This is a genomic window from Yokenella regensburgei ATCC 49455, from assembly GCF_000735455.1.
Lineage (GTDB): Bacteria > Pseudomonadota > Gammaproteobacteria > Enterobacterales > Enterobacteriaceae > Yokenella > Yokenella regensburgei.
In genome coordinates this window covers 20,146-32,314 of record NZ_JMPS01000081.1, presented here as the reverse complement: position 1 = coordinate 32,314, position 12,169 = coordinate 20,146, and the positions used below count along the sequence as shown (strand labels likewise).

General features: G+C 53.0%; 14 protein-coding genes. 11 read left to right on the top strand and 3 right to left on the bottom strand.

The window, feature by feature from the left end; translation table 11 throughout:
* Window positions 1-3: 3 nt before the first annotated feature.
* From astE to ves, 3 genes are all read left to right on the top strand, one after another.
* Complete coding sequence (gene astE, locus GYRE_RS20710; RefSeq protein ID WP_038258014.1) at window positions 4-972, top strand: succinylglutamate desuccinylase; 969 nt, start codon at window positions 4-6, stop codon at window positions 970-972.
* Between the two features lie 325 nt (window positions 973-1,297).
* On the top strand, window positions 1,298-1,786 hold the full coding sequence (gene spy, locus GYRE_RS20705; RefSeq protein WP_006819608.1) for an ATP-independent periplasmic protein-refolding chaperone Spy: 489 nt from the start codon (window positions 1,298-1,300) through the stop codon (window positions 1,784-1,786).
* 199 nt (window positions 1,787-1,985) lie between these two features.
* Window positions 1,986-2,561 carry an environmental stress-induced protein Ves gene (gene ves / locus GYRE_RS20700; RefSeq protein WP_006819609.1) on the top strand — a complete coding sequence of 192 codons (576 nt, stop codon included), beginning with the start codon at window positions 1,986-1,988 and terminating at the stop codon, window positions 2,559-2,561.
* Window positions 2,562-2,609: 48 nt separating this feature from the next.
* On the opposite strand, the gene nadE is transcribed toward ves, so the two are convergent.
* Entirely contained in the window at window positions 2,610-3,437 is an 828-nt protein-coding gene (gene nadE / locus GYRE_RS20695; RefSeq protein ID WP_006819610.1) for an ammonia-dependent NAD(+) synthetase, read from the bottom strand.
* Window positions 3,438-3,625: 188 nt separating this feature from the next.
* Between nadE and osmE the strand changes: the two genes are divergently transcribed.
* The 8 genes from osmE to cedA all read left to right on the top strand — a co-directional run bounded on the left by osmE (window position 3,626) and on the right by cedA (window position 9,889).
* On the top strand, window positions 3,626-3,967 hold the full coding sequence (osmE, locus tag GYRE_RS20690) for an osmotically-inducible lipoprotein OsmE (protein WP_006819611.1): 342 nt from the start codon (window positions 3,626-3,628) through the stop codon (window positions 3,965-3,967).
* 290 nt (window positions 3,968-4,257) lie between these two features.
* Window positions 4,258-4,578: a PTS N,N'-diacetylchitobiose transporter subunit IIB gene (chbB, locus tag GYRE_RS20685; protein WP_006819613.1), complete on the top strand. Its 321-nt coding sequence runs from the start codon at window positions 4,258-4,260 to the stop codon at window positions 4,576-4,578.
* Window positions 4,579-4,665: 87 nt separating this feature from the next.
* Window positions 4,666-6,024 (top strand): PTS N,N'-diacetylchitobiose transporter subunit IIC, encoded by a 1,359-nt coding sequence (chbC, locus tag GYRE_RS20680; RefSeq protein ID WP_006819614.1) that lies wholly within the window; start codon window positions 4,666-4,668, stop codon window positions 6,022-6,024.
* 57 nt (window positions 6,025-6,081) lie between these two features.
* On the top strand, window positions 6,082-6,429 hold the full coding sequence (gene chbA, locus GYRE_RS20675) for a PTS N,N'-diacetylchitobiose transporter subunit IIA (RefSeq protein ID WP_006819615.1): 348 nt from the start codon (window positions 6,082-6,084) through the stop codon (window positions 6,427-6,429).
* Window positions 6,430-6,459: 30 nt separating this feature from the next.
* Complete coding sequence (gene chbR, locus GYRE_RS20670; protein WP_112471413.1) at window positions 6,460-7,284, top strand: transcriptional regulator ChbR; 825 nt, start codon at window positions 6,460-6,462, stop codon at window positions 7,282-7,284.
* Between the two features lie 110 nt (window positions 7,285-7,394).
* Window positions 7,395-8,741 (top strand): 6-phospho-beta-glucosidase, encoded by a 1,347-nt coding sequence (locus tag GYRE_RS20665; RefSeq protein ID WP_006819617.1) that lies wholly within the window; start codon window positions 7,395-7,397, stop codon window positions 8,739-8,741.
* An 11-nt stretch (window positions 8,742-8,752) separates the two neighbouring features.
* Window positions 8,753-9,511, top strand: a complete 759-nt coding sequence (gene chbG / locus GYRE_RS20660; RefSeq protein ID WP_006819618.1) for a chitin disaccharide deacetylase — start codon at window positions 8,753-8,755, stop codon at window positions 9,509-9,511.
* Window positions 9,512-9,634: 123 nt separating this feature from the next.
* A complete protein-coding gene (cedA, locus tag GYRE_RS20655) occupies window positions 9,635-9,889 on the top strand; it encodes a cell division activator CedA (protein WP_258521982.1) in 255 nt (84 codons plus the stop codon).
* Between the two features lie 88 nt (window positions 9,890-9,977).
* Here the strand turns inward: cedA and GYRE_RS20650 are convergent, their stop codons facing one another.
* Together GYRE_RS20650 and GYRE_RS20645 are read right to left on the bottom strand one after the other, a co-directional pair.
* Entirely contained in the window at window positions 9,978-11,369 is a 1,392-nt protein-coding gene (locus GYRE_RS20650) for an L-cystine transporter (protein WP_038258009.1), read from the bottom strand.
* Between the two features lie 135 nt (window positions 11,370-11,504).
* A complete protein-coding gene (locus tag GYRE_RS20645) occupies window positions 11,505-12,095 on the bottom strand; it encodes a metal-dependent hydrolase (RefSeq protein ID WP_038258006.1) in 591 nt (196 codons plus the stop codon).
* Window positions 12,096-12,169 lie beyond the last annotated feature (74 nt).

Here is a 12,169-nt window from a genome sequence, read left to right as displayed (position 1 = left end):
ACGATGCATGACTTTCTGGCGCTGACGCTGACGGGGAAACTGCCCGGTAGCTTTCATGGTGATACTGACCATTTTCGCTGGCACTGGCTCGACAGGGGCATTCTGCAACTGACGCCGCACGAACCCGCGGCTCGCTCGCTGGTGCTTTCGGCGGGCATTCACGGTAATGAAACCGCGCCGGTAGAGATGGTGATGCAACTGCTGGATGCCTTGTTCAACGGCACCCTGGCGCTGCGTTGTCGGCTGCTGGTGGTACTGGGTAACCCGGTAGCGCTCAGGGACAACCAGCGTTATCTGCACAGCGATATGAACCGCATGTTCGGTGGGCGCTGGCAGAAGTTTGAGCCGAGCGGGGAAACCGCGCGGGCGGCGCTGCTGGAGGAAACCGTGCTGCAGTTCTGGCGGCGAGGGAACGAGCGTGAGCGCTGGCATCTGGATATGCATACGGCGATCCGTGGCTCCCACCACGTGCGTTTTGGCGTGTTGCCTTCACGTACGACGCCCTGGGATGAAGACTTTCTGCGCTGGCTTGGCGATGCCGGGCTGGAGGCGCTGGTATTCCATCGAGAGCCAGGCGGTACGTTCAGCCACTTCAGCGGTGAACATGGGCGGGCACTTGCCTGTACGCTGGAGCTCGGTAAAGCGCTGCCGTTCGGGCAAAACGATCTCAGCCAGTTTGCACAGACGCAGCGGGCGCTGATGCAGCTTTTGGGCGGTAGTGCGTCGACACCGGCCGCTGAGCCACCGCTGCGTTACCGGGTGGCACAGCAGGTGACCCGCCACAGCGAGGCCTTCAGGCTGCATATGTCGGGTGATACGCTCAATTTCACGGCCTTTTCGCCGGGAACTCTGCTGGCGGAAGACGGCGACACGCGTTATGCGGTGGGGAGTGAGACGGAGTATGTGTTGTTCCCGAATCCTTCCGTGGCATTGGGGCTACGCGCCGGTTTAATGCTGGTCCGTGAAGCGTAACGGTAATTCAGACCAGGATCTCAGTATCCTGGTTTTTTATTAACATTCTCATTTTGATAAATACAGATTTTTCCTGGTGAAACGCTTTATTTTTATTTTTCTTCCCGCTATGCTTTTGTTTAGTTCCCTTTAAAATCATCAAGATGATAATATTTTTATCTCTTTTTCATCATTATTCCTTATTCTCTCCACAATTGAGCAAAAATTGTTTTCTATACTTTCATTGTTTTACTTACGTTCTGACTCATTGACATTAAAGGTCGTAAAGTTAATCACGACAACGCGGCGAATCGCCGCCAGAATAACTGAAAGTAAGGAATAACCGATGAAGAAGATTACTGCTCTGTTTGTTGCCTCTACTCTGGCTCTGGGTGCCGCTAACCTGGCGCATGCTGCAGACACTACCGCGCCGGCAGCATCGTCTGACAGCAAACCGATGATGATGCACCATAAAGGTAAAGGCATGCAGCACGACATGATGTTCCAGGGGCTGAACCTGACCGATGCGCAGAAACAGCAGGTCCGCGACATCATGAAGTCCCAGCGTGAAAACATGAAGCGCCCGTCCGTTGAAGAACGCCGTGCGATGCATGACCTGATCGCAAGCGACAGCTTCGACAAAGCGAAAGCGGAAGCGCAGATCGACAAAATGGCGGCGCAGCACAAAACCATGATGCTCTCCCGTATGGAAGCGCAGAACAAAATCTACAACATTTTGACTCCGGAACAGAAAAAGCAATTTAATGCCAATTTTGAGAAGCGTCTGACAGAACGTTCAGCGCCGGAAGGTAAAATGCCAATGTCTGCTGAGTAACCTCACAGCACACATTCAAGACCGCCGGTCTTGCTCACATTCCGCTAACGTGCGGTGGGCAGGCCCGGCGGTTTTTCTTTTTATTTTTTGCCCCTAAGGTAAAACATCGCATCTGCCGATAATCTGGTAGCAAAAAAAACAATAATACGGTGGCCGTTCAGGCTGCCTTCCGATGCGTGAGCGCGGTTCAGGAGTTGTGATGGATTACTTTGATATTCGTAAGATGCCGGTCAGCCTCTGGCGTAACGGCGGGGGCGAGACGAGAGAGCTTTGCTGTATCCCTGCCGGTACGCGGGATTTCACCTGGCGCGCCAGTATTGCGACCATTGCCAGCAGCGGCGATTTTTCTGCCTTCCCGGGCGTTGACCGGGTCATAACGCTGCTGGAGGGTGGGGAAGTGATGCTTGATGGCGGTAGTGCGTTTCGTCATACGCTCAAACACCTTCAACCGTTTTACTTTGCGGGTGAACAGCCGGTGAATGCGCAAATCACCGAAGGCATGATGTCGATGGACTTTAACGTCATGACGCGCCGTGACCGCTGCAAGGCGAGCGTCAGGCTTGCCGACAGAACCTTTACCACCTGGGCACCCAGCGGCGGCATTGTGTTTGTGCTGAGCGGGGCGTGGCAGCTGGGTGATAAGCTGTTAACGGCCGATCAGGGCGCGTACTGGCAGGAGGGAAGCCACACGCTGCGGCTGCTGAAGCCGGAAGGGCAACTGCTGTATGGCGAAATAAGCTGGCTTGCAGGACAGGTGCTGGCGGCCTCCGCCTGATTCATTGCTTTATCAGGCCGCCCGCCCGGGCAGCCTGAGTTCCTGTCCTTATTTCTTCCAGAAATCGTCGAAGACGGTGATCGGCGGACGGCGTTTGTGTTCGGTTTTCACGTACCAGCCTTCGATGGTACGGGCGATAGCGTCGTCGAGTTTTTTCCCTTCCAGGTAATCGTCGATATTCTCGTAGGTGACGCCGAGCGCGGCTTCATCCGGCAGAGAAGGGCGGTTGTCTTCAAGATCTGCCGTTGGCACTTTCAGATACAGATGCTCCGGGCAGCCCAGCGCCGCCAGCAGCTGTTTACCCTGACGCTTATTGAGGCGGTAGATAGGGTTGATGTCGGTGCCGCCATCGCCGTATTTGGTGAAGAAACCGGTAATGGCTTCTGCTGCGTGATCGGTACCTACTACCACGCCTTTGGTCATCCCGGCGATGCTGTACTGCGCTTTCATGCGCTCGCGGGCTTTCTCATTGCCACGGACAAAATCGCTGAGTTCAATACCCGCTTCCCGCAATGCCTGCTCGCTGGCGAGCACTGCGCCTTTAATATTCACCGTCAACACGCGGTCGGGTTGAATAAAGGTGATAGCATCCTGGCAATCCTGTTCGTCTGCCTGCACGCCGAAAGGAAGACGTACGGCGATAAATTGCAGCGCGCTGTCGCCGCTCTCTTCACGCAGTTCACTAATGGCCATCTGGCACAGTTTGCCGGTCAACGTTGAGTCCTGTCCGCCGCTGATGCCGAGTACCAGCGACTTAATGAATGGATAGGTTTTCAGATACTCTTTCAGAAAATCTACGCTGCGGCGTATTTCAAGCTGGGCGTCTACCTGCGGCTTAGCCCCAAGTGCGCGAATAATCTCGTGTTGTAGCGTCATGCAACACCTCCATAGAATGAACCTGCAATGCGTTAAAGCTACCTCTTTGGCATTTAAACGACAAGGATCACAGTTTTAACTGGCTGAAAAAAATCCACCGGTGTCAGGAGATGGAGTGGGCAGAGAAGTTGAAAAATTGTCTGATCTATTCCAGGCTTATAACACGCTGAAAAACAATAGGACGGAATATGAACAAGAACGTAGCAGGAATGTTAGGCGCAGCGGCAGTACTCACTATGCTGGCCGGTTGTACAGCCTATGATCGCACCAAAGATCAGTTCACCCAGCCGGTGGTGAAGGATGTGAAGAAAGGGATGAGCCGCCAGCAGGTTCAGCAGATTGCCGGTAAACCTTCATCAGAAATAACGATGATCCACGCACGTGGTACTTGTCAGACTTATATCCTGGGTCAACGGGATGGTAAAACGGAGACCTACTTCGTCGCCCTTGATGACACGGGACATGTGGTCAACTCTGGCTATCAGACCTGCTCTGAGTATGACACTGACCCGCAGGCTGCTAAGAAGTAATCGCACATTTGCCTGAGCTCTACGAAAGGCCCGCCAACAACGGCGGGTTTTTTTTATTTTTTGTGCTTATTTTTTTACGCGAAATATTTGACCAAAATGTGAAGGTAGTCAAAACGCGAGGTCAATGAGAGACAATTTTATGTTGTGAGGAATTATCTTACGCAAAATCGTTGCCGTATACTCAACTCATCAACAATAGTAACTAAAGGTTACACAGGCCCGGTTCTGTGGTGTAAGGATGCTATCCCGAGCCGGGAGACGACAGATTAAATAAAGTTGAGGAAGCGTGTATGGAAAAGAAACACATCTATCTGTTCTGCTCTGCGGGAATGTCTACGTCGCTGTTGGTATCTAAAATGCGTACCCAGGCGGAGAAATACGAAGTTCCTGTGATTATTGAAGCTTACCCTGAAACGCTGGCCGGTGAAAAAGGCCAACAGGCTGACGTCGTATTACTTGGGCCACAAATTGCGTATATGTTGCCTGAAATTCAGCGCCTGCTACCGAATAAACCGGTTGAGGTGATTGATTCCATTCTGTACGGCAAGATCGATGGTTTAGGTGTTCTTAAGGCTGCAGTTGCAGCAATTAAAAAAGCAGCAGCGCAGTAACTTTTTATTTTATTATTTTTCCCGTCAAAGAGTAATTTCACACACATGAGCCGTAATACTCATTACGGCATTTAAGGGTATTTTTATATGAGTAGAGTCATCGGTTCGCTTGAAAAGGTACTCCTTCCTTTTGCAGTTAAAATAGGAAAGCAGCCTCACATTAATGCGATCAAAAACGGTTTTATTAAATTAATGCCGTTAACGCTCGCTGGCGCGATGTTTGTCCTTATTAACAACGTGTTCCTGAGTTTTGGTGAAGGCTCGTTTTTCTTTTCCCTGGGTGTTCGGCTAGACCCCTCGACCATTGAAACCTTAAATGGTTTTAAAGCCATCGGTGGCAACGTGTACAACGGTACATTGGGTATTATGTCACTGATGGCGCCTTTTTTTATAGGCATGGCCCTGGCGGAAGAGCGCAAAGTTGATCCATTAGCAGCGGGCCTGTTATCCGTTGCCGCCTTTATGACCGTAACGCCATACAGCGTGGGCGAAGCCTATGCCGTGGGTGCTAACTGGTTAGGCGGGCAGAATATTATCTCCGGTATGATTATCGGCCTCGTGGTGGCTGAGCTGTTTACCTTTGTTATTCGCCGCAACTGGGTGATCACGTTACCGGATAGCGTGCCGTCTTCGGTTTCACGCTCCTTCTCGGCGCTGATCCCAGGTTTCCTGATCCTCTCCGTATTCGGGATTATCTCCTGGATGCTGACCCACTGGCAGACCAACTTCCACCAGATAATCATGGACTCCATCTCCACGCCGCTGGCGGCGATGGGTAGCGTGGTTGGCTGGGCTTACGTGGTGTTCAACTCACTGCTGTGGTTCTTTGGTGTTCACGGCTCTCTGGCGCTGACCGCACTCGATAACGGCATCATGACCCCATGGGCGCTGGAAAACATCGCACTGTACAACCAGTATGGCTCGGTAGATGCGGCTATCGCTGCAGGTAAAGAGTTCCACTTCTGGGCGAAACCTATGCTCGACTCCTACATCCTGCTGGGGGGTTCTGGTGCGACGCTGGGTCTGATTATCGCTATCTTTATCGCTTCTCGTCGCGCTGACCATCGTCAGGTTGCTAAGCTGGCGCTGCCTTCCGGCATCTTCCAGATTAACGAGCCGATTCTGTTTGGTCTGCCGATTATCATGAACCCGGTGATGTTCATTCCGTTTGTGCTGGTGCAGCCGATTCTGGCCGCCATCACTCTTGCCGCGTACTCGATGGGCATTATTCCACCGGTCACTAACCTGGCACCGTGGACCATGCCTACCGGCCTCGGCGCCTTCTTCAACAGTAATGGCAGTATCGCTGCACTGTTGGTCGCATTGTTCAACTTAGGTATCTCGGTGCTGGTTTACCTGCCGTTCGTGGTGGTCTCCAACAAGGCGCAGACCGTGATTGATGAGCAAGAAAGCGAAGAAGATATCGCAAATTCACTGAAATTCTGATGCCGTGCGGTGTGGAGGGAACACCCTCTGCACCGCCAGAATCAAGAGGGAAAAGTTATGTTCGATCTGGATAACATCATGGACGCGGAAACCCCGGAGAACGACCTCGAAGAGGTGGTGATGGGGCTTATCATCAACTCAGGGCAGGCGCGTAGCCTGGCATACACTGCGCTCAAGCAAGCCAAGCAGGGTGATTTTGTCACCGCCAAGGCGACCATGGAGCAGTCCCGCACTGCGCTCAGTGAAGCGCATCGCGTGCAGACCCAGCTCATCGAAAGCGATGAAGGCGAGGGGAAAATGAAGGTGAGCCTGGTGCTGGTTCATGCGCAGGATCATCTGATGACCTCAATGCTGGCACGCGAACTGGTTGCGGAATTGATTGAGCTGCATGAGAAGGTACAATAACAGGCTATCAACGCGATGAGGCAGCCGAAAATGTTAACCATGGAAATCAGTACCGCCAGAGAACAACAGCTTTTCAACGGGAACAACTTCCATGTGGTTATCTACAACAAAACGGAAAGCGTCAGCGGTTTGCATCAGCACGACTACTACGAATTTACCATTGTCTTAACCGGCCGTTACTATCAGGTCATCAACGGTAAAAAGGTCCTGCTGGAGCGCGGAGATTTTGTGTTCATCCCGATGGGGTCGCACCACCAGAGTTTCTATGAGTTTGGTGCTACCCGGATCCTCAACGTCGGGATCAGCAAACGCTTCTTCGAAGCACATTATCAACCGCTGTTACCGTTTGGTCTGGTCGCATCGCAGGTATATTCAGTTAAAAGTACCTTTCTCAGCTATGTGGAATCGGTGATTGCGTCGCTCAATTTCCGCGAAACGGAATTTGATGAGTTTATCGAACTGGTCTCTTTTTATGTGATTAACCGTTTACGGCATTATCGCGAAGAACCCGCCCAGGACGTTACGCCTCAGTGGTTAAAAAATACCGTTGAGGATATGCACGATAAACTGAAATTTGGTGAAGGGGCGCTGGAAACCATGGTCGAGCTCTCGGGAAAATCTCAGGAGTATTTAACCCGGGCTACCCAGCGTTATTACGGTAAAACCCCGATGCAGATAATTAATGATATCCGCATTAACTTCGCCAAGAAACAACTTGAGATCACTAACTATTCAGTAACGGATATTGCTTACGAGTCTGGCTATAGTAGTCCTAGTCTTTTTATTAAGACATTCAAAAAGCTGACTTCATTTACGCCAAGCAATTACCGGAAAAAACTGACCAGTATTAATTAATATCAGGCGAAAACATTTTCGCCTTACTTCAAGATTTCATTTGCCTGACCGCGCATAAAAACGTGGAGGAATCCCCACGTTTACATTGCGGAACCACAAGGGAGAAAGTTATGAGCCAGAAATTAAAAGTAGTCACTATTGGTGGCGGCAGCAGCTATACCCCGGAATTACTGGAAGGTTTCCTCAAGCGTTATCATGAACTGCCGGTCAGTGAGTTGTGGCTGGTGGATGTCGCCGAAGGTCAGGAGAAGCTGGATATTATTCACGCCCTGTGCCAGCGCATGGTTGAAAAAGCCGGCGTACCGATGAAGGTTTATAAAACTCTCGACCGCCGTCAGGCGCTGGAGGGTGCAGACTTCGTTACCACCCAACTGCGCGTTGGCCAGCTGAAAGCGCGTGAAAAAGATGAGCGTATTCCGCTGAGCCATGGCTATCTCGGCCAGGAAACCAACGGGGCAGGTGGGCTGTTCAAAGGCCTGCGCACCATTCCGGTGATTTTCGATATCGTTAAAGACGTGCAGGAAATTTGCCCGAATGCGTGGGTGATTAACTTCACTAACCCGGCCGGTATGGTGACCGAGGCGGTTTACCGTCATACCGGATTCAAGCGTTTTATTGGCGTGTGCAACATCCCTATCGGCATGAAGATGTTCATCACCGATGTACTGAACATCAGCGAAAAAGACTCCCTCTCCATCGATTTGTTCGGTCTGAACCACATGGTGTTCATCCGTGACGTGCTGGTGAACGGTGAATCGCGCTTTGCCGAGCTGCTGGACGGCGTTGCCTCCGGAACGCTCACCGCCAACACGGTGAAAAACATCTTCGACCTGCCGTTCAGCGAAGGTCTGATTCGCTCTCTCAACCTGCTGCCGTGCTCCTATCTGCTGTACTACTTTAAGCAAAAAGAGATGCTGGCCATTGAAATGGGCGAGTACTACAAAGGCGGCGCCCGTGCGCAGGTGGTGCAGAAGGTCGAGAAGCAGCTGTTTGAGCTGTATAAAGATCCGAACCTCAACATCAAACCGAAGGAGCTGGAGCTGCGCGGTGGGGCGTACTACTCTGATGCGGCCTGCGAGGTTATCAACGCCATCTACAACGACAAGCAGGCGGAGCATTACGTTAACGTCCCGCACCACGGACATATCGATAATATTCCGGCAGACTGGGCGGTGGAAATGACCTGTATCCTCGGTCGTGACGGTGCGCAGCCGCATCCGCGCATCACTCACTTCGATGACAAAGTCATGGGCCTTATCCACACCATTAAAGGCTTTGAAATCGCCGCCAGTCAGGCGGCTATCAGCGGTGAACTGAACGATGTGCTGCTGGCGCTGAACCTGAGCCCGCTCATCCACTCAGACCGTGATGCGGAATCGCTGGCGCGTGAAATGATCCTCGCGCACGAGACCTGGTTGCCGAACTTTGCGTCGACTATTCAAAAACTGAAGCAGTAACGGGAGGGCAGATGGAACGTATTCTGATAGTCAATGCCGATGACTTTGGCCTCAGCAAGGGGCAGAACTACGGAATTGTCGAAGCCTGCAAGCATGGTCTGGTAACCTCAACCACGGCGCTGGTGAACGGTGGTGCTATTGAACATGCCGCAGCGCTTAGCCGTCGCGTTCCGGAGCTCGCGGTCGGCATGCACTTTGTGCTGACCCTCGGCACACCGCTTTCCCCAATGCCTTCGCTTACCCGCGAAGGTAAACTCGGGAAGTGGATCTGGCAGATGGCTGAAGAAGACACGCTGCCGCTGGATGAGATTGCCCACGAGCTGGCGCTGCAGTATCAGCGCTTTGTCGAGCTGTTCGGCTGTGAACCGACGCATATCGATGGTCACCACCATGTGCATATGATCCCGCAGATCTTCCCGTTGGTGGCAGAGTTTGCCAAAGCTCATGGCGTAGCGATGCGTATCGACAGAAGCCTGGTACAGCGTGACGGTCTGGACGATAGCGGTATTCGCAGCAGCGATGGTTTTGCCAGCGAGTTTTACGGGGAAGCGGTTACCGAATCGTTGTTCCTGCAGACGCTGGACGATTCCGCCGCTCGCGGTGAGCGTTCGATTGAGGTGATGTGTCATCCGGCGTTTGTTGACCACACCATCATGCAGAGCGCCTACTGCTATCCGCGGCTGACGGAGCTTGAAGTGCTTACCTCCGACGCGCTGAAGTATGCTGTCGCCGAGCGTGGTTACCGTCTCGGCACCTATCGGGACGTTTGATCCTCCAGTGCCCGGCTAATTAGCCGGGCATTTTGTTTAATCTTGTCTTGTTCGCACAGAGGGAGCGACGATTTGCTCCGGGATCGGCTATCATAGCGTTTTACCGTTTTGATTTTTCTGTGTGTGAACCAACCGCCTATGAAACCTCTGCGCCAACAAAACCGCCGCGTTATCTCCTACGTTCCCCGCATTGAGCCCGCTCCCCCTGAGCATGCGCTGAAGGTGGAGGGTTATAAAGATGTCTGGCTGCTGCGCGGTAAATATGTGGCGTTTGTATTGATGGGCGAGCATTTCTGCCGTTCACAGGCGTTCAGCGTGCCTGAGTCCGCTCAGCGCTGGGCGCTGCAGATGCGCCAGGAAGGAGAAATCGAAGAGTAGGGGTGTTTCTGCTTCACCCGATCCCTTTATTCCGGGCTGGTAACAGCATAAAAAAAGGGCCGACGAATCGGCCCTTTTTTGCATTGGTTTAGCGATGTGCCAGTTCGACGTCTTCTTCGCTGTCGAGCACCGCTTTATCGGTCTGGCGCAGCCACTGGCTGGTCAGAGTACCGGCGGTCATGGAGCCGCTGACGTTCAGTGCGGTACGGCCCATGTCGATAAGCGGTTCGACGGAAATCAGCAGTGCGACCAGCGTGACCGGCAGCCCCATTGCGGGCAGAACGATCAGTGCGGCGAAGGTTGCACCGCCACCCACACCGGCAACGCCTGCGGAGCTGATGGTGACAATCCCGACCAGTGTGGCAATCCACAGCGGATCCAGCGGGTTAATACCCACCGTCGGTGCAACCATCACCGCCAGCATCGCCGGGTAGAGACCCGCACAGCCGTTCTGGCCAATGGTCGCCCCGAAAGAGGCAGAGAAGCTGGCGATAGATTCCGGGATGCCCAGACGACGGGTCTGCGCTTCGACGCTCAGCGGGATAGACGCGGCGCTGGAGCGGCTGGTAAAGGCGAAGGTCAGCACCGGCCAGACTTTACGGAAGTACTTCAGCGGGCTCACGCCGTTGACGCCAAGCAGAATGCCATGCACCACAAACATAATTGCCAGACCGAGGTAGGAAGCGACCACGAAGCTGCCGAGTTTGATGATGTCGTGCAGGTTAGAACCAGCAACCACTTTCGTCATCAGCGCCAGTACGCCGTACGGGGTCAGCTGCATCACCAGACGAACCAGCTTCATCACCCAGCCCTGCAGGGTATCGATGGCGGTCAGTACGCGCTTGCCTTTGGCTTCGTCATCTTTCAGCAGTTTCAGCGCCGCAACACCGAGGAAGGCGGCGAAAATCACCAGGCTGATGATCGAGGTCGGGTTCGCGCCGGTCAGGTCGGCAAACGGGTTTTTCGGAATAAAGGAGAGCAGCAGCTGAGGAACGGTGAGATCCGCCAGTTTGCCCACGTAGTTGCTCTGAATGGCGTTCAGACGCGCGGTTTCGGCGCTGCCCTGAACCAGACCTTCCGCCGTCAGGCCAAACAGGTTAGTCACCAGCACGCCAACCAGCGCCGCGATAAGCGTGGTAAACAGCAGGGTACCGATGGTCAGGAAGCTGATTTTACCCAGCTGTGAGGCGTTATGCAGGCGGGCAACTGCGCTCAAAATAGAGGCAAAGACCAGCGGCATGACGATCATTTGCAGCAGTTGTACATAGCCGTTGCCGACGATGTTGAACCACTGAATAGAATCTTTCAGCACCTGGCTGTCGGATCCATAAATGAGCTGCAGGGCCAGGCCAAAGACCACCCCAATTACCAGACCCACTAATACTTTTTTCGCAAGACTCCACTGTTTATGGCGAGTCTGCGCCAGAGCAAATAGCAATACGGCGAACACAACAACGTTCGCGATTAATGGAAAGTTCATCCCCGTTCTCCTGAAATGGAAATAAGGTCGGCTTAGTAGCATTACCGACTCTGATGGCGAAAGGTTAGCAGAAGTGATTAGTGGCGCTTATATCCAAATGGAATGGTTTATGACAAAAATCATTTTTCCGTTGGTTTAATGTTCGTTTTGGTGATGAATGAAACGATTGAAGTTCATTTGCAGCGAATTAATCATGTCGGATGACCACCGCACCGCGCTATTTTCCGGCAGCGACTGCGGCATCCATATCGCCCAGGCAAATAACGCCATGCACAATACGCGTTCAAGCTGGTTGCCTTTTTGCGGGCGAAGAACGGGGAAACGAAAACGCCAGCGGCACGGCCACAGCAGCGGTACGCCTGCCGGGGTCAGCATATCGGCGAGAATATGGCTCAGGTAACCGAGCACCATACCCTGCAGCGCGTCGGCGGGGATGATCCAGCTTTCCGGTACTTTCAGAGAGAAGAGGGTCAGTGCGGCAAAAACGGCCAGCAGGCTATGGGTAAAGCCCCGATGCCCAAACGCACGGGCGACCGGGGTGGAGACCCACTTCAATCGCTGGCCGAGAAAAGACTTCGGATGATCGATATCCGGCAGCAGACAGGTCAGTACCGCCGACGGCACAATATGCCACCAGTCACCCTGCGCCAGCACAGGCGTCAGCTCAGCATTTTTGGCAAATACCGCACAGGCGATGGAAAAGAGCAGGTGACCTTCTGCCGTCATGATAAAACCCGATAAACTGTCGATACATCCAGTATAGGGTTTTTATACAGTGTTCGGAAGTGGTGACGTTGTAA